The 25,992-nt window shown below is 48.4% G+C and carries 22 protein-coding genes; 5 read left to right on the top strand and 17 right to left on the bottom strand.

Features of this window, described 5'->3' with window-relative positions; genetic code table 11:
* Positions 1 to 164: 164 nt before the first annotated feature.
* The 6 genes from ACDE64_RS19555 to ACDE64_RS19580 all read right to left on the bottom strand — a co-directional run bounded on the left by ACDE64_RS19555 (position 165) and on the right by ACDE64_RS19580 (position 7,239).
* Complete coding sequence (locus ACDE64_RS19555) at positions 165 to 2,252, bottom strand: hypothetical protein (protein ID WP_411347956.1); 2,088 nt, start codon at positions 2,250 to 2,252, stop codon at positions 165 to 167.
* Positions 2,239 to 4,155, bottom strand: coding sequence for an ATPase, T2SS/T4P/T4SS family (locus ACDE64_RS19560; RefSeq protein WP_411347957.1), 1,917 nt, complete (start codon positions 4,153 to 4,155; stop codon positions 2,239 to 2,241). Before ACDE64_RS19560 ends, ACDE64_RS19555 begins: the two co-directional genes overlap by 14 nt.
* Before the next feature lie 6 nt (positions 4,156 to 4,161).
* Positions 4,162 to 4,992, bottom strand: a complete 831-nt coding sequence (locus ACDE64_RS19565; protein ID WP_411347958.1) for a hypothetical protein — start codon at positions 4,990 to 4,992, stop codon at positions 4,162 to 4,164.
* Positions 4,980 to 5,699 (bottom strand): hypothetical protein, encoded by a 720-nt coding sequence (locus ACDE64_RS19570; protein WP_411347959.1) that lies wholly within the window; start codon positions 5,697 to 5,699, stop codon positions 4,980 to 4,982. The genes ACDE64_RS19565 and ACDE64_RS19570 overlap by 13 nt, the downstream gene beginning before the upstream one ends.
* Positions 5,700 to 5,745: 46 nt before the next feature.
* Positions 5,746 to 6,903 (bottom strand): SAF domain-containing protein, encoded by a 1,158-nt coding sequence (locus tag ACDE64_RS19575; RefSeq protein WP_411347960.1) that lies wholly within the window; start codon positions 6,901 to 6,903, stop codon positions 5,746 to 5,748.
* A 135-nt stretch (positions 6,904 to 7,038) separates the two neighbouring features.
* Complete coding sequence (locus ACDE64_RS19580; protein WP_411346856.1) at positions 7,039 to 7,239, bottom strand: helix-turn-helix domain-containing protein; 201 nt, start codon at positions 7,237 to 7,239, stop codon at positions 7,039 to 7,041.
* Between the two features lie 216 nt (positions 7,240 to 7,455).
* On the opposite strand from ACDE64_RS19580, the gene ACDE64_RS19585 reads away from it, so the two are divergent.
* Both ACDE64_RS19585 and ACDE64_RS19590 read left to right on the top strand, forming a co-directional pair.
* On the top strand, positions 7,456 to 7,845 hold the full coding sequence (locus tag ACDE64_RS19585; RefSeq protein ID WP_411343757.1) for a winged helix-turn-helix transcriptional regulator: 390 nt from the start codon (positions 7,456 to 7,458) through the stop codon (positions 7,843 to 7,845).
* Between the two features lie 113 nt (positions 7,846 to 7,958).
* The gene (locus ACDE64_RS19590) at positions 7,959 to 8,519 is read left to right on the top strand and encodes an NAD(P)H-dependent oxidoreductase (protein ID WP_411347961.1); all 561 of its coding nucleotides are present in this window, start codon (positions 7,959 to 7,961) and stop codon (positions 8,517 to 8,519) included.
* A 76-nt stretch (positions 8,520 to 8,595) separates the two neighbouring features.
* On the opposite strand, the gene ACDE64_RS19595 is transcribed toward ACDE64_RS19590, so the two are convergent.
* Both ACDE64_RS19595 and ACDE64_RS19600 read right to left on the bottom strand, forming a co-directional pair.
* The gene (locus ACDE64_RS19595; RefSeq protein WP_411347962.1) at positions 8,596 to 9,780 is read right to left on the bottom strand and encodes an MFS transporter; all 1,185 of its coding nucleotides are present in this window, start codon (positions 9,778 to 9,780) and stop codon (positions 8,596 to 8,598) included.
* A gap of 12 nt (positions 9,781 to 9,792) precedes the next feature.
* On the bottom strand, positions 9,793 to 10,215 hold the full coding sequence (locus ACDE64_RS19600) for a MarR family winged helix-turn-helix transcriptional regulator (protein WP_411343760.1): 423 nt from the start codon (positions 10,213 to 10,215) through the stop codon (positions 9,793 to 9,795).
* A 151-nt stretch (positions 10,216 to 10,366) separates the two neighbouring features.
* Between ACDE64_RS19600 and ACDE64_RS19605 the strand changes: the two genes are divergently transcribed.
* Positions 10,367 to 11,869, top strand: coding sequence for an MFS transporter (locus ACDE64_RS19605; RefSeq protein ID WP_411347963.1), 1,503 nt, complete (start codon positions 10,367 to 10,369; stop codon positions 11,867 to 11,869).
* Positions 11,870 to 12,049: 180 nt separating this feature from the next.
* On the opposite strand, the gene ACDE64_RS19610 is transcribed toward ACDE64_RS19605, so the two are convergent.
* On the bottom strand, positions 12,050 to 12,946 hold the full coding sequence (locus ACDE64_RS19610; RefSeq protein ID WP_411347964.1) for a DUF4261 domain-containing protein: 897 nt from the start codon (positions 12,944 to 12,946) through the stop codon (positions 12,050 to 12,052).
* Between the two features lie 379 nt (positions 12,947 to 13,325).
* Positions 13,326 to 14,285 carry an MraY family glycosyltransferase gene (locus ACDE64_RS19615; RefSeq protein ID WP_411343763.1) on the bottom strand — a complete coding sequence of 320 codons (960 nt, stop codon included), beginning with the start codon at positions 14,283 to 14,285 and terminating at the stop codon, positions 13,326 to 13,328.
* A 729-nt stretch (positions 14,286 to 15,014) separates the two neighbouring features.
* Between ACDE64_RS19615 and ACDE64_RS19620 the strand changes: the two genes are divergently transcribed.
* Entirely contained in the window at positions 15,015 to 15,929 is a 915-nt protein-coding gene (locus tag ACDE64_RS19620; protein ID WP_411347965.1) for a hypothetical protein, read from the top strand.
* Positions 15,930 to 16,109: 180 nt separating this feature from the next.
* On the opposite strand, the gene ACDE64_RS19625 is transcribed toward ACDE64_RS19620, so the two are convergent.
* Entirely contained in the window at positions 16,110 to 16,373 is a 264-nt protein-coding gene (locus ACDE64_RS19625) for a NifU N-terminal domain-containing protein (RefSeq protein ID WP_411347966.1), read from the bottom strand.
* 43 nt (positions 16,374 to 16,416) lie between these two features.
* Positions 16,417 to 16,950, bottom strand: coding sequence for a HEAT repeat domain-containing protein (locus tag ACDE64_RS19630; protein ID WP_411343766.1), 534 nt, complete (start codon positions 16,948 to 16,950; stop codon positions 16,417 to 16,419).
* A 197-nt stretch (positions 16,951 to 17,147) separates the two neighbouring features.
* On the opposite strand from ACDE64_RS19630, the gene ACDE64_RS19635 reads away from it, so the two are divergent.
* On the top strand, positions 17,148 to 19,460 hold the full coding sequence (locus ACDE64_RS19635) for a hypothetical protein (protein ID WP_411347967.1): 2,313 nt from the start codon (positions 17,148 to 17,150) through the stop codon (positions 19,458 to 19,460).
* A gap of 12 nt (positions 19,461 to 19,472) precedes the next feature.
* Here the strand turns inward: ACDE64_RS19635 and ACDE64_RS19640 are convergent, their stop codons facing one another.
* From ACDE64_RS19640 to ACDE64_RS19660, 5 genes are all read right to left on the bottom strand, one after another.
* Positions 19,473 to 20,198, bottom strand: a complete 726-nt coding sequence (locus ACDE64_RS19640) for a DUF6707 family protein (protein ID WP_411347968.1) — start codon at positions 20,196 to 20,198, stop codon at positions 19,473 to 19,475.
* 322 nt (positions 20,199 to 20,520) lie between these two features.
* Entirely contained in the window at positions 20,521 to 21,357 is an 837-nt protein-coding gene (locus ACDE64_RS19645; protein WP_411343769.1) for a MurR/RpiR family transcriptional regulator, read from the bottom strand.
* Between the two features lie 155 nt (positions 21,358 to 21,512).
* Positions 21,513 to 22,286, bottom strand: coding sequence for a PHP-associated domain-containing protein (locus ACDE64_RS19650; protein ID WP_411347969.1), 774 nt, complete (start codon positions 22,284 to 22,286; stop codon positions 21,513 to 21,515).
* Positions 22,287 to 22,869: 583 nt separating this feature from the next.
* A complete protein-coding gene (locus ACDE64_RS19655; protein ID WP_411347970.1) occupies positions 22,870 to 24,093 on the bottom strand; it encodes an ABC transporter ATP-binding protein in 1,224 nt (407 codons plus the stop codon).
* Between the two features lies 1 nt (position 24,094).
* On the bottom strand, positions 24,095 to 25,933 hold the full coding sequence (locus ACDE64_RS19660) for an ABC transporter permease (RefSeq protein ID WP_411347971.1): 1,839 nt from the start codon (positions 25,931 to 25,933) through the stop codon (positions 24,095 to 24,097).
* Positions 25,934 to 25,992: the final 59 nt, after the last annotated feature.

A 25,992-nucleotide genomic window follows, 5' to 3' on the forward strand; every position in this document is an offset into this window, starting at 1 on the left:
CTTTAAATTGAATTGGGATGAAATACGTGCTAGTAAAACTGTATAAAACGATAAACTGGTTGATATGTGTTCAATAGAGCTGATGGATGATTCTTCACAATCTATTCCTGATGGTTCATTTCTTGCTGTTCATTCTTCGCTGTTCATTCTTCGCTATTCATTCGTCATAGTTGATTCAATTGCTGGTAATATGCACTCATCTGCTGGAAGCTCATATAAATAAACGGCAGTACCAGATACATAAAAGTCAGTACCGTCATCGGCGCAAACCCGATGATACGTCCCCATTCGGACTTCGTATCGATCATGCGTTCATAATCCTGCTTACGCTTCTCAAAATTGTAATTGCGCTCATTGTCCAGATCGTCGAATGCTTCCTTGATCGGAATACGCTCCACTGACAAAATGAGTTTGTCAATCGTGCGGGATAATGGTACAAACGGCGCATCATGCTTCAGCACTTCCAGCGCCTGCTCCGCCCCACTTTCAAAATCCAGCACCGCCTTGTGCAGCGGTTCGCGGAAAATGGTCGAGAATCGCTCCATCCACTCCAGCATCATATCAACCGACATACGGTCAATCTGGCAGAGCATGGCGAGAATCGTATGGAATTGATCGACTTCATTTTGCATATCGATATAACGGACTTTTTTCTGAAATAACAGCATCGCGTATGGAAGCAGATAGCCGCCATAGGCAATTGCCGCTGCCAACAATAACTCGTACCATTTAAAATATTCATTTTGCAGTACATATAGCTTGTCTTCGATACGTTGTGTTGTTGTTAGCATTTGCGAGCTATTGCCTGCCAGCTCTGGATTGGCATATAGCAGTTGCATCAGTCGATCTTCCACCTGCTCTGGCTGCATCTGTTGTAGCTGTGTAATAACACTCGTATCAAAAGCGGTTGTTTGCCGCGCCTTGTCCATCTCTACATCCGATAATTGACCGAACATCGTGCCGTTCTGAGTTGGTGCTTGCAAGATGTTATGTACCGTAATGGAATGCATCGTTTGCAATGACATCATCATCACTGCGAATAGTGCAACAGCGAGCAGTATCCGGTGCAAATAATGCCATTCCAGCGGCGTTCCCGCATTGGCATCCTTGATCAGCGTCGTAATACGATAGCGTGCCGTTGTACGCGGTGCAGGTAGGAAACGATTTACGATCCACTCGATCGGTGTGAAAGATAGCAGCTTTTGCTCCCACAGAATTTTGCGTACCTTTGCCTGATACAATCCCTCTTGCTGATCCTGCAATTTTTTGAGCAAAATGTACGATAGCAGAATAACTGCAAAGATAATAATTTTGAAAAAAAAGCCAAATTTGCTGTCGTAAAATTGCTCCATCACGGGAAAGTTGTTTTTCGCCCATACTTCAATTGGTTTGGTGAACAAAATCGGAGCGATGCAGATCGCCGTCAGCCCTTTTAACAAATAACTGAGCTTTGTGCGCTTGAGCAGTTCCAGATTGATTTCGTTAGTTAGCCTGCCCATATTGCTAAGATACAGCGAACCGTCCTTGACCGTTTTGTCGCCAAATTCCTTTACCAGACAGGTAATTCCGGCAAAAGCCTTGAGAAAGCGGTTCGGCGCTGCTTGATAATAATGTTGCAGCAGCTTTTCGGGCTCAGGCGCAACCAGAATATCGTGCACCTTGCGCGCATGCAGTGAAGCTTCGTGGGTCGAAGATTCTGCCGCATCATGTAATGCTTCTTCGATCATGCCGTGCTGCTGATAACTGTGCCGTACATCGTCCATGACTGATTTAAGCTGGATGAGCAGGCGATTTTCTACCCGATTCACAAACGTATCGATCAGCATGCCGTTCATCACCAGCGCCGTCAGTGCAATCATGAACATAAAGGTCATATCTTTGTTCATAAACAGCAGCACCAGAATGAAGGTGGATAGGATCGCTAGTGTCGCAAATACGATCTTCATCGTCTCGCGGCGCATGGAGAATTCATCATAAGAGTGAATACTTTGCAGCCGTTTGCGTACCCGCATAATGTAATGGCGCAGTAGCGGCACACGTATATACGCATGATACGAATCTTGCAAAAATCGGTTATACTGCCGGATACGTCTGGATTTGCCGGAACCAATATAATCGGCATAGGTGCGATACAGATCGGCATTGCCATTTTGCATATTACGGCGCTGGACAAACTTGAACGCCGCAAACAGCACCACAAAGCCAAATGCTGAACCAATCAGTATATAGATCAGTACATTAAGAAGCGTCAACGGTTATGCCACCCCAGTTCTCCGCCATAAATTGTTGGAATCGGAGCTGATCGGCAGGCTCCATCATCGTCAGCATCTGCTGTCGGTTATAGTCCGAAATCGGATGCACCGCCACATAACGTCCATTCTGATATTCGATAATGTTGCGTCCCTCGCCCACTTTGCGATTGGTCGAGCGCTGGAAGTATTCGGTCATACTCTCCATCATCGCCGTAAAGCGCTCGTCGGAACGCTTGGCGGTTTTGAAGCTGGTCGGATAGTCCTGCTCCTGATCGACAATGATACATTCGGTAATCCGCTCAATATAACGCGAACCATCTGGATCACGGCGCAAATGCACATCAAAGTTCAGCACGCGCACGACCTGTTCTTCGGCGGTTTTCTCATTGCTGAAAATATTTTGCTTGAGCAGTGCATTACGCAGCGAGTACACCAGATCGCGGAACGTTTTGGCGTGGTGGGTGAAGATGGTGAACAAGCTTGCGACCTGCGCCATCTGGATCATCCATGCAGCGACCTCGTCCGTCGCTACCTCACCGAGAATGTTGACAGTACCGTCGGTTTTCTTTTGCACATCCAGCCCGGCTTGACCGGATACTGTTTCGGTTTCTTTAAAGGTCAAAATATTGCGTTTGTTGTAAATTTTACGCAGATGTAGCTCGAACGACATTTCCTGAATCCGCAACGTGAACGTTTCGTTAATATGAGCGACAAGCGCCATTAACAGCGTCGTTTTACCGGAACCTTGCGCACCTGTAATCGCTACAATACGCCCGCCCTTCATCAGGTAGATGAGTAGCGATTTGACCACATCATGGTTGGCGATATTGTCAGTAATGAGCTGATCCAATGTCGCCGAAGCGGGATCGAATTTGCGGACGAAAAACGCCCATGATTCCGAGAAGCTTGGACGCACGACTACAATTCGGCTGCCGTCCTTCATTTCGTTCACTTTGAATCCATTCGCTTCGGACAATTGACCCGGATTGTTGTACCGGTAAATGTTCTGGCATACGCGCTTCAATTCGGCTTCAGTGCCAAACGACAGAAACTCCAGATGCACACTTTTTCCCCGGTAAAAGATCCACACGCTATCATGGCTGAACGGAATCTTCCGCTCATTGATCGCTGAGGTAAAATCGTAAAAGTCATCATCGTATTCCACCTGATTGACTGGAACACCGGACACACCACCACTGACACCATCGATCTTCATATCACGGATTTCATCAATGACACTGAAGCCTTTGAATGTCTGGTAAATGCGCTGTACAACAATATACAGCTTGTCCTCAAAGCCCAGCATACCGGGGAAATCATCGTATACACGATTGATTTCATCGGCTGTGATCATGTACGAACCGGAGCCGCCAGATTGTGGATCATATTTCAATCCTGCCAGCGAATAATCTTCCAGTAATCGCGACAAACCGTTCAAACCGTGCATCATTTTGTACTGATACAGCAAAATATCGAACTTCTCCTGACTGCTCAGTGCCATCGCATGTTGAAATGGAATGACTTTATCCAGATTGTCCTCCGTCAATTCATACGTTTTGAGTAGCAGATCATAGATCGTGCTTTTAACAAATGTTTTGGCATTCAGATCGCCATGCGTACAGTCTTTGAGCGACTTGATCAGCGTTGCACGCTGGTTAAGCCGTCGTGTATATTCCTCCTCGGACAATCCAAGATCGTCCAGCGACGATGAGGTCATTTCGTTCAGTGCGGCTTTGACATAATCAATCATCGTCGGCAATGTATATTTGCTGCTCTGACGGTCTTTTTTATCATTTGCACTGCCTTTGTATGCCAGCTTGAAATAAGCGAGCACGAACAAGATTAGTACAATCAGACCAATACAGGCACGGTTGATCAGCAATGCTATATCGAGGCTAGCCATATCGCTTTACGCCTCCTTAGCAAACATATGGTGATCCACTGCCAGCGCATCGAAGATGCCGCGGTTCAGTTTGCGTACGTCATGTAGCAATCCATAGTCCGGCTGATCATGGTGCACATGCTTGCGTTTCAAGAAAAACTCAACCACTCGCTGCTCGTTGCAAGCATCCATATACCCGCTATTGTGCGGAATCGTAAACAAAGGTGCTTTGATTTTGAACAATCGGCGGATATTGGCAGCTGTCAGTCTTGAACTGCTATCATACTGACCAATGACCAGTACAACCTTCTTATCATGCAGCCATGCTGGTGGATGATGGAAAAATTGACGCAGCATACTCAGATTCTGACTGAGTGAAATGACGACCAGATTCGCGCTATCAAGTACAGCTTCCATCAATGGATCAACCTCACCACTGCCAATATCGAACAGCGTCAGATCGTACGCACTGCGTGCCGTTTCACAGATCGTACCTGCCACTTCGTGCATCGACAGTAACATATGTCGATCCGGCTTGTTCGTACCGGGCAGCAGATCAAGCGATTCGCTGAATACAGGCATCGTATAATCTTTCATCATTGCTGGCGTCAGTTGACCGGAGCGTGCCAGCATCTCTAGCGAATCCATGCCAAGCTGCGAATACCGAAGCGCCATCTCATCAAAGGAGCGCTGTTGACGGCGAAACGCGTCTTCGACCAGCGAACCTCCATATTGCGTATGCCCAACCAGAATCCGGCTTACATAATCCATCGCCAGCACTGCCGCCGAGGATACCAGATTGGAAGAACTCCCTGTCTGCCCGGCACGCGCTCCCCAGTAAGCAATTACATTCCCCATACCGGCTGATTCCTCCGTGACATTTTTTTGGCGTATACTTTCAACTGCTGTTGATCCAGCTCGCACACATTGCCTGCCATCTGCTGAATCGTACTGCGTAGTGGACGCGAGATGCGTTTGATGCTGATCGTATTACTGTTCTGATTCATAATTTTCTGCATATAATCCATCTCATCGAATGGAATCGTGAATGCCTGTTCTTCAAAAATGACTGGTAATACATCCAGCATTTTCTCGATATAATCCTCTGCCAATCCGCTATCTAACTGATTTACAAACAATCGTCCAAACGGAATACGCGGCTGTCTGCTATCTCGTCCGTGCAGCAGCAGGCTCATCAGCTCAATCGCCTTTTCCAAAGAACGACGTTCTGGTGAAATGACGACAAACCGTTGTTTGAAGCTCAGTAAATCGGATTCAACTATAAAATCAGGCTGAGAGCAAAAGACCAATACCTGATCGTACTGCTGCTCCTGATCCAATTGAAGCTTCATATCACCAAATGCAGCAAAATCATACCCGATATCAAATTCATCGTACTGGGATACACCAGCTTCGGTAGCGAGAATCGGTGTGTTATAGCGGATAAACCCTTCACTGCTCGCATCGACCAGCAATACCCGCCGACCTGCGGTTTGCAGAAATTTGCTCAGATAGATCAGCAGATCGCTAATGTCGGTTGAACCGAGAAATAACGTGTAATTCATAGTAATCCTCCTTGCGAAATACAGAATATAGGTGGTGCAGCATATACTATTTGATTAATGGCTGTTCGAATACATCGTTCGCTTTTTGATCGGCTGATGATGACGAATTGCCTGCACTTGCATCGGATGAAGCATCCGTTGTGCCTGTCGTGGATGAAACAGACGTTGAATCCTGCTGAATCGGTGTCACGATTGGCTGCTGTGATGACGGCATGGCAGACGGGTCAGTCTCCGGTACAGCAGACACCGCTGGCTCAGATTGCAGCGTTGGCGTCTGCGAAGTCAAAGAATCACTTGATGTAGAACTTGTTGCATCATCAGACAGATCAGTTGTTGAATGAGCAGATGTGCTGTTGTTCATGGAAGCACTGGACGCCTTGGCTTTGTCAGCTTCACTCATGCGGCTCAGACTCTCATCCAGTGTAGTACGTGCTGCTTTGCTCAATTGCAGGGTCGCTTTTTCCAACACATTCGGATCGGACTGGATCAGATTGATAACATCTGTATTCGCCGGATAGTTAGGAATTGCTTTGTCCTGCATGTATGGATCGGCGTAAGAGATAGCGTACAGCTTCGCACCTTGCAAATACGCATCGACAATCGCGCTACTCATAACGAGCAATTCCGATTCGTTGATGTTGTACCAGACATTGGTGCCGGACAGGTCTTGAACCTTTTTCTTGGATAATACGATGTAGTCGTTACCATTCGGAAAACCAATCCGTACATCGACATAATCGCCTTTTTGCAAACGGCTTGGCAATTGCAGTACGTTATACTCGCGAATCCGCAGATCGTTCGGTGTAGCACCTTCGGCGTACACCATCGCAGGAGTTAGCGCCGTTCCTTTGCTGGTATCGATTTTCATTACTTTGCCGATCAACTGCTTCGGATCGGTCAGTGCATTACTTGGTGCGCCTTGTTTGGATACAAAGGCGGTCGTAATTTGCTTGCTGCTGATGGTATCCCCAGCTTTCAGTTCACCAGTTGTCACCACGATTTTGCTAGATACGGCTTGCTGTTCTTCCAGTGCTTGTTGCGTTTGCAGCAGTTCGACTTCATACTGGGCTTTGACGGCTTTTAACTGCTTGGATTGGTAATTGATGAGAAATATGTATCCTAGCGACGATACAATCGCCACGATCAGACCGCCGATGAGACCGGCGTAAATCTTATTTTTCATCCGAAAACGAATAATGGACACGTGCTAACACTCCTTACGCAAAGCTGGTTTCGATCTGTTTTGATATATTGGGTTTGATGCTGATTTTGGATCTACTATTTACTCATTATTGGTGTGGGCTTGCTTGGATATACTTAGGATTGCTTTGCATTGCTTTCATTCCCTGTCTGTGATCGACCAGATCGGCGTATTCAGTACTTGCTGGATCAATTGCTTTTCATGCTCGGTCGGTTGGCTTTGTGCATTTTCCAGACGGCTAATGCGTGTCTGATACGAACCGATATGGCGTGCCAGCTCGCCTTGAGACAGCTTTTGTCGTTTACGTGCGAAGATCAATCGCTCCGCTTCGTTTAGCATGATTTCCAATGATTATGGCTCCTTTCTGCAAAATGGACAACAAAAAAAGCACGCAAAATGTCCTAAGACATTAAGCGTGCTTCGCTTATACTGAGTAGGTATTGTTTATTTATACAGCCATATTATATGATTCTTTCGTACTATGTCAATCGCTTTTTTGCAAAAGATGGTAGTTCTCTCGCCATCATACCTTTACATAGATCAAGGAGGACGACTATGGAACAACCGAAAAAATACCGCATCGGCGTAGAAGTCACACTGGAAATCATCGGTGGCAAATGGAAAAGCGTCATTCTGTACCATCTGACCGAAGGTGAGAAACGATACAACGAATTGAAACGGCTCATCCCGAATATCAGCCAGAAAATGCTCACTCAGCAGCTGCGCGAATTGGAACGTGACGACGTAGTCATTCGTCATGATTATGGCGAGGTTCCGCCACGAGTGGAGTATAGTTTGAGCGCGTATGGCGAGAGTCTGATTGAAGTGCTGGACTTCTTTTGCCATTGGGGTGAGAATCATCTGGAGCGCGTCTACGGCGACAAGCATCTGATGCTGGATGAATATTTTCTGGACGATCATCCATCACCGACCAAGGATCAATAATGTGCTACAGGGTAGGTACTTGAAAGTGCCTACTTAACAGAGCATGGACTTCCCTCTACAATGGCGTTACGGCTTCACACACCATAACACTACGTACAGGAGGAATTTGCTTTATGAAAACATTGATCGTTGTCGCCCATCCGAATCTGCATGAATCCCGTATCAATAAACGTTGGTTGCAAGAGCTGGAACAGTACTCCGACCGGCTGACTATTCACAATCTATATGAGCAATATCCTGATAGCAAGCTGGATATTGCTCGTGAACAGACGTTACTAGAACAACACGACCGCATAATATTACAGTTTCCACTGTACTGGTTCAGCAGTCCGCCGCTGCTCAAGCAATGGCTAGATGAAGTATTTTTGGAAGATTGGGCGTATGGCACAGATATTGAGCTATTTCACAGCAAAACGATTAGCGTGGCAATCTCCGCCGGCAGTCGGGAAAGCGATTATCAGATGGATAGCAAATATTGCTATGATATCCACCACATCCTCAGTCCGTTTGAAGTAACAGCGCGATATCTGAATGCGCAGTATCGGGAACCATTTGTGCTGTATGCTGCCGGGTCGCACTTGAGCGATGATGCGCTGGAAGATAGTGCAAAGCGTTATGCCGAATATGCATTGCAGCCTTATGCTGATGCACAAGCTGTACAATACCTACACTGATGCTAGCAGTATTAGCCTTAAATACTACTTTGCAACTACCACTCAAAAAACAAGCGTATGGCAAGGGAATGCTCCCTTATGCCATACGCTTGTTCCCATTCCATCTTCCTATACCCCATACTAGCAGCGACAGTACAATCATCACACCACCGGACAGGCTAACCGCCGACCAACCGCCATGCTCCCACATATAACTGCCGACCGACGAACCGACCGCACCGCCGATAAATGTACTAACCATCAGCACCGTATTCAGCCGACTCCGTGCCGCCGCTTCCAGTGCATAAATGCGCGTCTGATTGGAAATTTGCGCACCCTGTACACCCAGATCAAGTAGCAAAATACCGACGATCAATCCGATCAGCCACATACCGGCAAAGCCGAACAACAACCAAGACAGCAGCGTAATACCTAACATACCACCGATAATCCAATGCGGCGCTATGCGATCTGCTAATCGTCCAACCCACGGCGCGCCCAATGCTCCCGCTACACCAAACAAGCCGAACAACCCGGCGATGCGGCTGTCATAATGATACGGTGTTCCTTCCAAATAAAAACTAAGCGACGTCCAGAATACGCTAAATGCGCCAAAGTTCAGCGCACCAATCAGCGCGCCTTCGCGCAAGGTAGCATACTTGCGAATCAAGCCCGTAATCGACAGCATCAGCTCACCGTACGAAGATTTCAATTCCGGCTCTACACGCGGCAACCGACTGCGCAGCACGATCAGCAGCACCAACATAAATGCCGCCGCCAGCACATACATCCAGCGCCATCCCCATGTACCACCGATCAGACCAGATATCGTACGCGCGAGCAGAATGCCGAATAACAAGCCACTCATCACCATACCGATCACTTTGCCACGCTGCTCCGGCGATGCCAGCTGTGCGGAAAAAGGCACCAGAATCTGTGGTACGACAGTGCTGAGTCCAATGATCAGACTGGCTACGTACATCCACTGAATCGATGGAGCCGCCGCTGCACCGAGCAGCGATAACGTAACAACCGCCAGCAAAATAGAGATGAACCCGCGCCGTTCCCGAATATCGCCCAATGGTACAAACAGTAGCATTCCTACCGCATAACCGATCTGCGTAAACGTCGAAATATACCCCGCTTCATCGCGTGATACGCCAAACGAACGCGCCATATCCGCCAATAGCGGCTGATTATAATACAAATTGGCAACTGCGGCACCGGCAGCAATCGCCATCGTCCAGATCAAGCCCGGAGTCAACTGTTTATTATGCGTCATTCCACCGACTCCTTATGTGTTGTTGCTTTGATAGATTTTGTTGAGCAGCTGCCACAGCTGTTCCTTTTCCTCATCCGTCAAACTGCTGGTCAATTGCTCATTGGCTGCTAATAGCGTCTGATACAGCACCGGTTCAAAATCAACCGCCCGCTTTGTCGGATACAGCAAATACGCACGACGATCATTGGGATCGACACGGCGCTCAATATATCCTGCTTCTTCGAGCTGACGCACCGAGCGCGCCGTCGTTGCTTTATCAAATTTGAGATCATTGGTCAGCTGATCCTGATTCACACCCGGACGCTGCAAAATCGCTTTTAAGTAACTATGATGCCCACCGCTACCGATGTCATGCGGCTTGAACATGCGAGCTAGGTGCTTCTGATTTAAACGATTGATATAGGAGATCAGCTTGCCGATCGTATCCCTTTTCATACATGTACACCTTCTCTACCGAATATAAAGCGTCGTTCAAGAAACATTCAAATTTTATAATAAAATAGTTGCGAGCGCAACAAAATATCATTATACTCAGGTTGCAAACATTGTTGCACCTGCAACTAATTAGATAAATGAGGTGTATGACATGAGTGAAGCCGCCAATCGGCGCACATATCAGGACGATCCCGATATTCAGCGTAAACGCTGGATTATTCTGATCGTTCTCAATCTGTTTACTTTTATGGCTACACTGGACGGTAGCATCGTCAACATCGCGCTGCCGACCATTTCCGAAACGTTAGGCTTACCCGTTGCACAGAGTGAATGGGTGACAACGAGTTACCTGATGGCGATCTGTTCCGCTATTCTGTTCTTCGGGAAGCTGGGCGACAGTATCGGTAAAATCAAAATCTTCAAGCTGGGCATGGCAATTTTCATCGTCGGTTCGCTGTTATGCGGATTCAGCCATAGTCTGTCGTTTCTGCTTATTTCACGAGTAGTACAGGCGATAGGCGCTTCCATGACGATGGCGAACAGTCAGGGCATCGTAACGGATATTTTCCCGCCGACCGAACGCGGCAAAGCACTCGGTCTGGTCGGTACATTCGTCTCGCTCGGCAGTATTGCCGGACCAAGTCTAGGTGGTGTCATCCTGTCGTCGCTAGGTTGGGAATATATTTTCTGGGTGAATGTGCCGATCGGCATTATCGCTATCATCTTTGGTCTGAAGCTGTTACCGCCAGATATGGTAAAAACAGGCGCCAAAATCGACACCACCGGCACCTTGCTATTTACTGGATTTATCCTGTTTCTATTTGCCGGATTGCTGCTTGGACAGCAGTTGGGATATGGAGATGGTCGCATCGTAGGTTCACTGATTGCGTCTGTCGTGTTGCTAGGCATCTTCTTATGGGTGGAAAAACGTAAAAGCGATCCCTTGCTTCAACTTGATCTATTCCGCAATCCGCTGTTCTCGCTTGGGATTCTGTGCGGCTTTCTCGTGTTCGTTGCTAACTTCTGCTTTAACATTATCGCACCGTTCTATACGCAGAGCATCTTGAATCTGTCACCGTTTCAAGCGGGCTTTCTGTTAATGCTGTTGCCAATTATGATGGTCATTATCGCACCACTGAGCGGCGCGCTGTCGGACAAAATCGGTTCAGAAATTCTGACCTTTGTCGGGTTGATCGTGATGGTAATCGCGCAGTTCGGGCTATCGCGTCTGCATCAGGGTAGCCCGCTACCAATCGTCGGCACATGGGTCGCAATGCTCGGAATCGGCAGCGGCTTGTTCCAATCGCCGAACAATTCGCTGATCATGTCCCGTATCGCTCGTACCCAGCTTGGCATCGCTGGCAGCGTCAATTCCTTGATCCGTAACGTAGGTATGGTTGTCGGGATTACTGTCGCAACCAGTACGTTATTCGGCGTCATGAGCCGCGAAGCCGGGCAACGTGTGACTGGATTGATCCCAGGACAGCCCGACATTTTCCTGAGCGGGATGCATGTTGTGTTTACTGTGTCGGCAATCATCTGTCTGGTCGCTGCCATCTTGACTGGCTGGCGGATGCTCCGTTCGCGTCAGGATGAAGTCGGTAGTGCGGAACCGCAGCAGCGAATGGCAGAAGGCAGGGCTGGCGGGAAATAAGAATAGAGTTATAAGGTATTGTGTCGGGCATACTAAGCTTCTGCATAATAGCCTAGTGATATAAGCATATAACTACATTGGCAACGTTGATCCAATTGCTTACTACGCGAAAAAACCTCTGTTATTCGACAGAGGTTTTTCTGCTTTTATTTTGCTGTATATACTCACTACATATTCGATCTAAAATCCAATCTTGATACTCTCGCCTTCCATCGCCACCGCAGGCGACTTGGTCAAAGACAGCTTCTGATCTTCCGAATAACCTAGCGTTTCGCCATCGTGCAGTACTACATTGCTGCCTACTACATAGCTAATAATATTCAGCGTAAATTCAAATACATCTTCAATCGACTGCTTGGAATCGATAATTTCCAGCTCGTCTTTGCCAAAATTCTTCAAACCGACTGTGTAAGCACCGCTACCAGAGCCGTCTTCGGTTTTGTACAATCCGAGGAATACCCATAGTTGAACTGGCAATTCCTGCTCTTTTAGAATCTCGGCGCTCTCCACATACGATTCTGCCGACATGACCATAGGTGGTGCATAATACGCAATCGCATTGCTCAACTGCAATATACTACTGGTCAACTGTGTAAATAGCGCATGACCGAGCAATACGTCCGTAATGCCCATCACGGTAATAATTACATGCGACTGGTGGGTGGCTACAACTTGTTCCGCTTCCGGCCACAGTACGTTAAATTTGCAGTTTTCTTCCACTTCACGGTTCGGAACCGGACCTGGCATATGAGCGATCGCAACATTCATTCCGCCCAGTTCAAACACCATATTGTCATCCGGCTGTAAATCAGCAATCGTAATGCCCCACTGTTCACGCATAATCTCTACTAACTGCGTCGCATCAAAGGTATCGTCATTTAGCAAGGCAAAGCCAAGCAGCATCGTTGCTGGTTCTGGCAAATACGACTGTACTTGTACAGCAGATGCCGCTTCTGTATCGTAACCAAATGCGCTTGGCTGACTGGATGCCGTAGTCGGCTCTGTCTGGCGTTGTTGCTGTTGAGCGGTTGATTCCGCTTCTTGTTTCTTACGTCGAAACTTATCAAAAAATCCCATTATGCATCGCTCCTTTATTATGTAATGAATGGCGTCAAATGCTTTTTATCCGCATCCAACCAGCAGTTACGGCTGTCCGGCGATTGCAGATCATGATTGCAGCGTTCGTTTCCAGTGTATCAGGTATGACAGCATTTTCCTATCTTCCCTCAGAACATTTGGCAGGAAGAGGAAATGGAAAAGCGAACGTTCTCCACATTTACCTATTCAAAAATCTGACATCAAAAAAAGTCTGACATCCCGTTATATACTGTGGAATGTCAGACTTGGATCGAAAAAATGAGTGTATATTACACATCCATTGATGTGTTGTTGATTGGCTCATATGTTGTAAATGTTCTTAATACATGTACGTGGTAACTCTCAATATCCATCCTGTCTAAATCGGTAACATCATCAAAATGATCGAAGACAATCCTAGACAGACGCTGATCAAACATAGTACCAGCAACACCTGCTGGGGATTCAATCCACTCGACAGCAGGCGATAATGAATTTGCGTCGCATCTGCTTCATAGATCTTTTGCCCTCTCATCATGCGCCGAATCACGACAAAGATATTGTCAAAGATTGGCACACCCAGTGCCAGAATCGGCACAAACAACGATAGCAAAGTCGCCTGTTTGAACGCTCCATCCAGCGCGATAATCGCCAGCACGAAGCCGAGGAAGGTCGCACCTGAATCGCCCATATATACTTTTGCAGGCGGTTTGTTGTAACGCAGATAACCAATGCCTACACCGACTAAGCTAATCGCCATGATCGCGGGACCGCTTTGCCCCTGTGCCATCGCGACGATGAATAGCGTAATTGCCGAGATTGTCGCCAGACTGCCTGCCAATCCATCCATGCCATCGCTAAAATTAATAACCGTCGTCACGCCAAAAATCCACAGCAGGGTCAATACCAGCTGTAACCACTCGGGCAACAAAATATACTCACCGTTAAACGGATTGGAAAAACCGACAAACTGAATGCCCGCCATATAAACGATTAATGCTGCTGCCAGTTGAACAAGCATTTTGGGCAGAGCTGGAAACTCGCGATGACTGACTTTGTACCAATCATCTACCAGCCCGATGATGAGCACCAGCAGCGAGCCTCCAAGCACCGCTGCCATTTTGCCCGGACTGGCATCCATAAATGTTATGTAGGAGATGACAAATCCGCCAAATAGTGCGATCCCTGCCATGAGTGGCACTGGTTCTTTGTGCAGCTTGCGCTCACTATCCGGGCGCGGCTTGTCTACAAAATCCAGTGTAATCGCCCATTTGCGCAGCATCGGAATCGTGATCAGTACGAAGACAAACGACAGGATAAAAGCCGCAATATATTGCATAGTTCCCTCCTTGGGATTGGACATCACGATCATGGCTTGTTGGTTGAAGATGAAGAGATCGAAACAGATGTTGTTGATTCACGGGCAGTAGGTCTAAATTACATATACAGCGAAATTAGGGCGAGGGCAATATGGCAAATCTGATATTTCTGTCAGAATTGTTTTGAAGGGTGTATGGGAGGGGATGTTTGGGCAGCATTCACTGCGGGAAGGAATAAGGGAACGGGACTCCGGTGGAGCCGCGGGAATCTTTTGGATTTGGGAATGAATGAAGATTCCCGCATCTCCAAAGCAGTAAGATATTTTGCTTCGCAAAAATCATTTTTCATTGAACCCGTGTTTGAAGTTCGCAAACACTATAAGTCGCCCTTTTCCCTTATTTCCTTCCCTCCGTTCCGTGCTTGCCCATCATCTGCCCTCAACATACAACTTCAAAAAATTCCTATAGAGGGTGGGTAGTAGGATTAGAGATTAGGTTGATTCGGTTGGTTAGGTTGCTTGGGAATTATATTGGCTGGATAAGGAGTTGTTTGAGTATGGGATTGGTTGGGATTTTGTTGTAAGGTGTTGAGATTGTTAGGGGATAGGATTTTGAATGTGGGGTTGGTGGTGGTATGCTTAGTTTGTGATTTTATACATAATATGGAAGTTGCTTGAGTTTGTGATTTAGTTGGGGATTAGAGGTTTGGGGATTAGTTTGTATATGGGAAGGTGATGGGATTGGTGGGGATGTTTAGAAGAAAGGGTTGGGTGCTTGGATTGTGGAAGATTTGGGTGGTTGTGGGGATAATGGGTTGGGTGGGGATGTGGGGTTGTGGACTAGTTGAGGCGGGCGGTGTTCCTGATGATGTGAGGGTGAAGGTTGAGCAGGAGTTGCGGGATTCGCAGACGCAGGTTCATATATTGGGACAGGATGGAACAGTGCAAGGGCAAGAGCATGTTTCTGTTCGTGAGGATACATATACGTTGGGTGAAGGGTATCCGTATTATAGTTTGAATGGAATTGCGGTTGAGAAGCTTGGTGGGCAGGCAGATAAACGGGAGATTTCTGCGAATCAGGTTCTGGATCTGGCAGGGTATGTATTTACGACGCAATATCACGGGCAGGATCAGTCGTTGATTTATACGTCTACTCCGCCGAAATATGATGCGATTACGACGGTTGCGACTTCTGAAGGGTTCTCAGAGGATGATTTTACGCGACCATTGCAGCATGCTATTGCTTGGAGCGGTAATGATGGGGATGGTAAATTGATTGATGATATGCGTACTGGGATTAAGGCATGGGTTGCTGATGTTGATGGTCAAGAGCAGGTTATGCTAATACAAAACAATATGTTGTTAGAGATGAAGCAGTTTGATACGCTGACGCTTGAGGAATTTGTACACCGATTGTGGAGCGCTGAAAAATCACGGGCGGATTGGCAGGATGCGCCGGGGAATGGATGGAATCATGATGCTAGCGAAATGTCTGGGGCGGTTGGAGCTAGTGTACATGTAGACGATACAGAAAACTATAATGCCGATGATACGAATGATGGAATGGTTTGGATTTGGGGTGGTGTTGCTCTGGGAGTCGTTGTTGTGGGAATTGCAGGATGGTTGGTTGCTCGTAAGATTAGAATGAAGCGTAGGCAGCAGTAGTTTTAAGATTAGGGTGCTGGGTGCTGGGTGCTGGGTGCTGGGTGCTGGGTGCTGGGTGCTGGGTGCTGGGTGCTGGGTGCTGGGTGCTGGGTGCTGGTTAAGTATAATAAATTTGCAAAAAAAGGGATACCTGCTTGATCAGCGGGTGTCCCTTTTTGGATGAACGATTCGGTTGGAAGCTTACGCTTCTTCGAAGATTTTCTCAACTTGTGGCATGATGTCGTCCCAGCTTGCGTCAGGCAGTTTGCTGACGGTGACGAAGTCGCGCATGCCGAAGATGTTGTCTACGCCGTCGATGTTGACGAGGGCTTGTGCCAGCGCGTGGTCAGTGGTGTCGCCTGCTTTGACGGATTTGCTGCCTGCACCTTCGAAGATCGTTTGGTCTGCGTTGATTTTTACGGCATTTGGGTTTGGTGTTGGTTGTAATTGGATTTGAATCGCCATGATTGTCATTCTCCTTTGCATCCTATAGTGGTTGTATGAGCAATTAGGAATTGCGTTTGTTATTGCGGGTGTTGGCTTTGGGCTTGTCTTTTTTCGGGTTAATCGTCAGATCGAGACTTTCCCAGCGACCGCGCAGCCAGTTGTCGAATTCGTCGCCTTTTTCGCCTTCGTAGGCGTTATAGATATCGGCGCGCATTTTGTTCAGTTTGTCTTTGAAGTCCTCGTAGCTGTGATCAGCAGGCAAACTTTTTTTGATACGGATCAGCGTTTTGGTCATGTGGTTGAACAGTTCGCCGCCTTGACGCTCTGGCAGTTCTACATCCTGTCCCAATTGACGCAGCTGTTCGTATGCTTCCTGACGTACCGCTGTTACAGGATCGTTATGCAGCAAATGTTGCAGCAGATCGATAACCGGCGGCAGATCGTATTGACCCAGCTCGCGAGCCGCTTCTTGACGGCGCTGCCAATCCGACTGACGATGCGCATCCTTTTTCAGCTGGCTATAGTTTTCCGGCAGTTCATATTGTCGGGCAGGCACTGCCTGTTCCTGTTGTTCTTCGTTGAATTCATTACTCAAAATATTCATTTCCTCTCTGTGCTTCATCACATGAAGCGTGCATTGTTCCAGCCTCTATATTAGCATACTTACCACGGTTACAGCATATGAACACCAAAATGCCTATATTCCTGTTTACGATACGTACGATTTCCTAGAAGTGACGTTTGCACCTATGGTACCATACAGCTATACATAGCCTTACAGGAGGAACGATTGTGATCAGAAAAACACTACGCTTATTCCCTATACTCATTTTTCTATTTCCCGCCATTTTGTTGAGCTTCTTCGTTTGGAACGAATATACCGATAGCTTGAATCCAGTAACGTCTTCGCAATATTCGAACGAAATCAGCAACATTTTTTATGTCGATCAGGGACATCGTGTTGTTGCCCTTTCCCCATCTACGTCGGACAATCAACTGAATGCGTATCTGTATCAGGCAGACGGATCGCAATATGAAGGGGAAGTGAGCATGGACTCTAATATCTTCATGGAGCATCTGGCGGCTTACTACAAGGATCAGCTTCTTCTGACTGTAAAAGATCAAGAGAACGATGCCCATGCTTATATGCTCGATACTGCAACCAAACAGCTCACCAATCTCATCAACCAGCCGCTGTCGATTACCAGTTATCTGAGTTCGGACAGCTATATGTGGCGCAATCAAATCATCTTCGCGCAGGCAGATCAGAGTGGACAATACGACGCGTTTATCGCCCGCATTGCCAATGGAAAGTTCCAGTATATCAACTTGCAGGATGGCAGTTATTTCAAAGGGCAACGTCCAACCAGCATCGATGCAGTCAGTGATACTTTCGACAATGCAGGCGGCACCATTCCGATGTTCAACGTATCACTGGCAGATTCCACTACCGCTTACATTAGCGGCATTCTGGACGACAAGGGTAACATCGACGTGTATTACCATCCCGAAAAGCAAGACAATACCTTTGAAGCAGAGGATCTGGCGCAGCTGCAATTCCGCAAGCATTTTGGCACGCAGTCGCGTCCTGTCATCAAGATCAATAGCACGTATCCGGTACAGGCGTATACGTATTCGCAAGACGACGATGCACTGGCGGTCGTTCCTACACCAAAGCCGGTCTACGACGCCCAGCTCTTTTTGCTAAATGACCATGAAATCCTTCTTGCCGGTTCCACCACACCAGACCCGGTCAAAGGCAAGCGCAGCGGCTATGTCTACAACGAACAAACCAAGCAATCCATCGACGTCTCTGCGTTACTGGCTAACTTGAGCGTAGAAGACTTCAACAATAACGAATTGCGATTTTACAAAGAATCCGGCAGTCTGCTGATCTACTATTCGTATGAAGATCATGGGGGCGGGTGGTTGAATACCGATACGAAGAAAACGGCTTCCCTACAAACGGACGCTGTACAACGCTGGCAGCTAAACGGACAAACAGGTGCGCTGAGCGATTCGCCATCTGTACATGGATTTCTTGCTTTTGTCGGTCAAGGCGGTGCGCTGGTCATCAACTGGCTGATCTGGCTTGTCATTCCGGTGCTGATGATTCTAGTGCCGCTCCTACTCATTCCGCTGCTGCGCTATCGTAAGAAACGACAGTTATCCAGAGGCATCGTGGTGGATGCGGTCATTACACGAATGAAGGAAACCGGTACCCGGATCAATGAACAGCCGTTGGTCGATTTTACGATTGCTTTTCATATGGAAAATCAACCGCGTGAGCTGCATATACGCAAAGTGATCTCCTTGCTGAATGCACCTTCGGTCGGCGATACGGTCATGATCAGCTATGATCCAGCACGCAACAAAGCGATATTTGTTAGCGAAAATGATGACGTTCCACTGCCGCAAGAAGCACCAGAGCCAGAGTTGATTCAGAATGCTACGCTTCAGCGTATTGACCGAATCGATTCCGTTCAGCGGGCAGAAGCACTGGTGCTGCATTTTGAAGCGGGCGGACAGCATTATGACATTCCTGTTGTGCAGTCTGTCGGATTCACGTATCGAACTTGGGAGCAAGCGACTCTCGCTGTCATCGCTGGCACTCCGCGCTTGTTCCGTTACGGCGCATCCCAGCCATATCGTCCAGAAGATCATCTGACGTTGCAGGGGGAACTGATTTACAGCAAACCGTATCCGATACGTAGTGGAGATCGTCAACTGGTGCTCATGGAAATTTCTATTCAAGCGGGCGAACAAGTCATCCGACGGATGAATAGTCTGTTTGTACAGGATGCAGTGTTGCGCGCCATGCGTATCGGCATGACCGTGCCTGTCAGTGTCAATCGATATGAACTGGAACGCGAAATCCGTTTGCTGCGCGGCAAGCAAGGTAGCGCTATCGTACAACAGGTAGAGTTTCAAGGAACGATTGGCGAACGTCCACTGGCGAAGATCACTGTACAGCGCGATGGTCGTCATTATGTGATCGAACAGTCCATTGAACCACTGTTCGGCGTGCAAATCGGCGATGAGCTATGGATCGCTTATGACAAGCAGTTACAGGAAGCGATCATCGTAAAATATGCTCATAGCTGACCGTAGAGGTTATCAGCGAAACGGTATCAGTTTGAACAGACCGATATCCGCAATAATGTCGCGAATGCGTACAATCTGCTGCTTCGCTTCGTCAGCGGCATGCGATGCCGGATATTGCTCTGAACCACCTAACAGTTCTAGCTTGCTGAGCCGCATGAGATGAAGCAATCGGTGATTCGCTTCGCCTACCGGATCATCGGCAGAGATATGGCGGTCCAGATCGTTCGGCTGTACCATATCGCCCTCCAAAAAACGCTGATGAACTTTGCGCTTGATCTCCACCACGTCCGGCTTGCCTGTATTCACTGCTGATTCGATAGCAGCGATGGCTTGCTGCTTGGCTGTATCTGCCTGTTCGGCTGGTGCAAGCACCGCATGTAGCACATGGGCATGTTCAAGCCATGTCCAGTAATCGTAGCTATTCTCAAAAGGGACGGTGATGAGCGGTTCGGTAATGTGGCGCGCAATATCCTCCTCCCCATTTACATACAGCAGCCATGCCAGTTCAACGAAGCATTGCAGCTGCCCTTTGTCATTGCGCATCTGTCGCTTGGGAAGACGCTGGATGTAGGAAGAGAGCATTTCTGTTTCTTGAGCTGGTGCAGTGTTAGAAGTGGCATGTTCATCGGCGTTAGCACTGGCTGGGTCGGTAGTGGAAAGCGATGAATTGGGCGATTGAGATTGGGCGGCTTCTTGGATTTGTGTGAGAGCCTGTTGTAGAGTTTGTGTTTCGCTCATACGTGTACCTCCGGGTATGTAGTTTGGGATTAGTCCATCATGTGCAATCTGTGCGACAGAGGGCATGACTTTGATTCACGTGATGCAACCTTTGCGTACGATAACCTCTGCGCACGATTCATCTCGTTCCACTGCTGTGCATCATGGGTGGTACGTTGTTTCTTTTACACTATTAACCCCTACAGTATACCTGAAAAGATAAATCTGGCTACAGCTTGCTCATAGCGTACCATTTTATCAGTATAGAACGAGCCAAAAAGGTCAGAACCAATTGATACATCATCATGGTTCTGACCTTTTCTTTTGGCTTGTTCTATTTATCTTACACCCGCTTCGGCAGCCATTTGCTGTACTGGCGGCGCAGACGGTGCAGTTCCTCGCCGTGGCGCATCGCTTTTTGCTCCTGCGATTTGCCAATTGCGACGATTAGCGCTTCCAGCATAACGAGCGGCGCTGCCATGGAGTGAAATTCCCACACTTCGCCGCGTGCGGTATACAACGCGACGTCCGCTTTTTGTCGCATGTCGCTGACGACCAGATCAGTCAGCAGGATGATGCGACAGCCGCATTGACGCGCATAATGAAACAGCGTTGCCATCTCTGGCGATTCCGATACAAAGCCGAACATAACCACTGCATCCCCCGCGCGCATATGGATAAAGTATTCCAGCAGTTCATGCCCGCCGTGATCCATCGTGCGCACACGGTTGCCAAATCGAGTCAGACGAAATTCCAACAACTCCGCCAGCGCGCGTGCCGAACCGGGGGCATACATATGAATCGTACCCGCTTCGGTCAGCATGCGTACCGCCCGGTCAAAATCCTTTTGCTCCAGACGGTCGGCAGTTTGCTGTACATAATTGGCGGTGTCCATCATTTGCGCGGTGGTGCTGCCCTGCTCCTCCAAACGGTCAAAAGCAGATTGCAGCTTGCGTGTCGGTGAGACCAGACCTTCTTTTTTGACGCGGTTTTTGAATTCTTTCAGGTTGCGGCATTCAATCTCTGCCCAAAAGCGCGAAACGGTCGATACGCTCACCTCGCAAGCGGAAGCGATATCTTCCTCCACCATAAAAGGGATGCCGTCGATATGTTTTAAAATATAATCTGCCACCCGCTGGTGACTGCGCGACAATTTGACATGATCAAACGTTAGTCCCATCGCCGTCCCTCCCTTATGTTGTTCCCGATGTCCATACTAGATATATAATGTGCGTCATACAGGTTCTTGCTGCTATACATTATATTGGTATGAAAACATACGACTGCATGCGCCACTTCTATTTTTGCTATTTTATCCGCCTACAAGTGATTCTCTTATCCGTGCAGGGAATCAACAACTTCGACTTTCTTTTTCAATAGCTTTTTGACGGTATTGGCGGCGCGTACTTGTAAATGTAGAGATGGCGAAATGTGGCGTTTGCACAGTCCAGCGGCGATGGCGGCACGGATATTTGCAACGGTGTCGTAATTGCCCGGCAATTCGTTGTACACACAGCCGACTTGGAACATCTGGTGCGCGTCACTGCCTGCTACGACTGGTACACCGTGTTGCTCGCCCAGTGTGAGCACTTTGGCGATATTTTCTTGAATACCGATTTCGTGTAGATCTTTGCCGTTCAGATCGAACGCGTCGAATCGGCGTAGCAGTTCAGGTGCTACATGGTAGAGATGATTGGATTTGCGGAACGGGTGTCCGCCGATGACCATCAATCCGGCGGGTTCGCACAGCTCGAACAACGCTTCCAGCGGGATAAAGCGATCTGGTGAAATGTAGCCGTCCAGCGCTTTGCGTACGCTTAGTAATTGTTCCTTTGGTCCGCTGATCAGGATATGACCGCCTTCGGCAACGTCTACCTCCATACCGGTAAAGATGCGGAAGCCGTTACGGTCGTAGTAGTGACCGTTGCATGGGAAATGCTGATCCAGTGTGCCGTATACGTCGTCAAAGCGGTGAGTGTTGAAGTGCTCGGTGAGGATGATCGCGTCGAGTCCGTGCATCTTGGCTTCGTCGAGGATCGTGGTGAAGTGTTCGATGGAGAAGTCGGTTTTTTTAGACAGTTTGGCGTGAATGTGGAAATCGAATTTCATGGTGGGGTACCTCCGGGTGAATGTATTTGGTTGGATACAGTTAGGAAATGCTGAACCGCTCCGGGAAGGGATTGGGAAACGGACTCCGGTGGAGCTACGAGAATCTACGGAATAGGAGATACTTGTAGATTCTCGCACCTCCAAAGTCGTCCTTTTTCCCAATTCCCTTCCCTCCGCTCCGTGCGATTTAGTTACTCATATGGAACGAATGCAGCAAATTCACACGGAGGTGGAGAGAGAGTAGTATAGAAAGATTTTAGGGCATGTTACTTTAAACGATTGGTGTAGAGATAATGGTGAGTTTGGGCTTGAACATTTAGGGTTGAGCGGTGTTACTCTATTTTGGGTTGTAGCTTCGGGTATATTCAGCAGTTTGTATTTGGTTCTATATTCATTTAGCTTTTATTTACTTAGGTTCTGTTCTTTTAGCTTCTAAGCTTTGGGTTTCTGTTCACTTAGAATGTACTCGTTTTTCTATTTACCATCGTTTGGTTTGTTGGCTGCTATCTACTTGCTTTTACTGGGCTGCTACTTAGTTACTTTCTATACCTTGTTTCTATCTTCTTTATATCCTATACCCTGCTTAGGCGCGGATGGTTTCGCGTTTGGGGAAGGTATAGGGGGGGGGGTCGGCGATGGGGGTTGGGATTGGGGTTGGGATTGGGGTTAGGTTTGATAGTAGGGTTCCCGTTTCGCCGTGGTATAGGTTGATGTGGTTTGGGTGTAGCAGCATGTAGATTGGGGTGCCGGGTTCGTAGGTTGTGTCGCCTAGGGTGCGGGCGGTTAGAATTCTGCCGTTGGTGTGGACGGTTACGGTTGTTTCGGCGCCTGCTGGGATGACGGTTTCGATGGTACAAGGAATGGCGCCGGGTGTGTAGTGCTTTTGTAATTGGATGTGTTCGGGCTTGATTGTTAAGACGACGGGTTGGCTGGATTGCGGCGCTGGATCGTCATGGGATGCTGAATTGCTCTCGTTCTTGTTATGAGCGACAGCAAAGGAGCAAACAGGGCTGCTGATGTATAGGTTGCCGCCATCGGTTGGAACAAGCTCGGCTTCCAGATGATTGGTATCCATGCCACCGTTACCAAAGAAATCGGCGATCCGTAGAGTCGTGGGGCGGCGATATAATTCCTGTGGACGATCCACCTGAACGATATTGCCATCGAAAAAGACAGCGATTCGCGTAGACAGCGTCAATGCTTCCTGTTGATCATGGGTAACGTAAATGATCGTGGCGCCTAGCTCGCGATGCAGTCGTTTCAACTCGGCTCTCATCTCTACCCGCAGTCGGGCATCCAGATTGGATAGCGGTTCATCAAGCAGCAGCAATTCTGGCTCGGTCACGATGGCACGGGCAATGGCGACGCGCTGCTGCTGTCCACCAGATAGTTCGCCGGGATAGCGGTCTGACAGCTCGGCGATGCGTACTTTGTGCAGAGCGGATTGTACCTTTTGCCGAATGTCGGCTTTGCTCATTTTGCGTACCTGTAAGCCGAAGGCAACGTTGTCGAATACGGACATATGGGGCCATAGCGCATAGCTCTGGAAGACGAGATTCAGTCCACGCTTTGCCGGGTCCATATGGTAAGCGGTATCGCCGTTGGCAACCTCGCGACCGCTTAATACGATGCTGCCTCCACTCGCCTGCTGCAATCCCGCAATGGTACGCAGCAGAGTCGTTTTGCCACAGCCGGAAGGACCGAGAAAGGTCATGAATTCGCCCTTTTCCACAGTCAGATCAATGCCTGACAGCACCTGCTTGCTGCCAATCTGCACCTGTACGCCCTGCAATTGTATTGCACTCATATTACTGTCCTCCAATTCCTGTAGTCAGATCGGCTTTGCCGTAACGGGTCGCTAGTGCATATACCGCAATGACGATGCCGATCATGATCATCAGCACGACGTTGGTCAGCTGGGTATAGCCCTTTTCCACATATTCAAATGTTAGCGTAGTCAGCGTCTCGGTTCGCGGCGTCACTAGCATGATGATCAGCTCCGTCTCCTTCATCGCCCCGATAAACACAAGCAAAAACGCAGACAGTAGGCTTTTCCGATTCAGCGGTAGCAAAATGCGCCGGAACCGTCGCCACCACGACGCACCATTCATCTGCGCCGATTCTTCCAATTCGCCGCCAATCTGCATCATCGCGGCACTGCCTGCTTTGACCGTAAACGGCAGTTCCTTTACAACGGTAATCAAAATAATGAGCCAGATCGTACCATACAGCGCGGGAACGATCCAATGCGGCTTGGCGAACATCGTAATATAGATCGCCGATAGCGAGATCCCCGGCATCAGATACGGTAGAAACGATACCTGATCTACCGTACGCCCGATCCATGTCTGCTTGCCGCGCGCCACCACATAACCGAGAATCAGCCCAAAGATCGCCGCAATGATCGCCGAAGCTCCAGCGATTAACAGCGAATTACGCAGTGCCAGTAGGAAAATCGGATTGTGCAGCACTCCCTTTTCCCCGGAATTGATCTCGCTCACCGAACCGCCGATCCAGTAATGCAGTGTTAGATTATCCAGACTATACACGCCTTCGCGCAGCATGAATGTTTGCAGTAACAGAATAAGCAGCGGCACGACCGAGATGAGCAGCATCAGCACGGTTGTTATGCTCGCTACTGGTGAACGCCATTTACCTAGTGTCAGTAATGTACGTGGACTGTCCTTACCAGTAATCGTCACAAAGCTGCGCTGCCGCCCCATAATCCGGCTATTCCAATAGATCATCAGCATCGAGATGAGCATGAGCATCAGCCCGAGCACATGTGCTTCTGTCGTCAGACGGGCACGCATACTGGAATATAGCATCGTCGAAATCATATAAAAGTCTACTGGTGTTCCTAGAATCGCTGGAACGCCATACGAGCTAATCGCCCGTGTAAAGGTAAGAATGAAGCCTGACAGAATCGCGGGCAGCATGAGTGGAAAGACGATTTTGCGCAAAATATGCAGTCGCCCCGCTCCGCTAATACTCGCCGCTTCCTCCAACTGTGTATTCATCGAACTAAGCGCCGCCCCGACCAGCAGGAAGAAGTACACACTGTCATGAATCGTCAGCGACATCACAATCGGAAGGAATCCGTATGCCAGTCCGTCCGGCGTACTCAGATGGGTCAGCGATTGCCAGATGCCCGGCGTACCGCCAATTTTGTCATTTTTGAAAAAGGTCAGCCATGCTTGCGCAATGACCCATGACGGCAATAGATATGGAATGACCGCGAGAAAGGTAATGCCCTTTTTGAAAGGCACATCCGTACGCGTCACCAGCCATGCCAGCCCGCAGCCGAGTAGCATCGACAGAATGGCAACCGTCACTGCTACTGCTCCAGCATGCAGTACCGGCTTATAAAAGAGTGACGTACTTATATCGCTCGCCAGCACCCGCTGCCAATGATACAGTGTGAAATGCCCCGGATTCGCTTCCGCCGTCACGCGCATATCCTGCTGTTTCCAGACAAAGGTGGAGATCAGAATGCTGATCACCGGCCATACAATCGTATACGCGAGAAACAGCAAGCCAAGCCCGCCGATCAGATGAACCGGGCTGCGCAGCCAGCGCAGGAGTGTATTGCGCAAGCGAAGCCGCTGTTGTTGGGGAGAAAGGGAACGGATAGGCGTGCTCGACATGTGTTCAGGCTCCTTTAATAGAGGATGGGATACAATACGTTCGTATAAGTCCGTGTAAC

Source organism: Paenibacillus sp. WLX2291 (assembly GCF_046603665.1).
GTDB lineage: Bacteria > Bacillota > Bacilli > Paenibacillales > Paenibacillaceae > Saccharibacillus.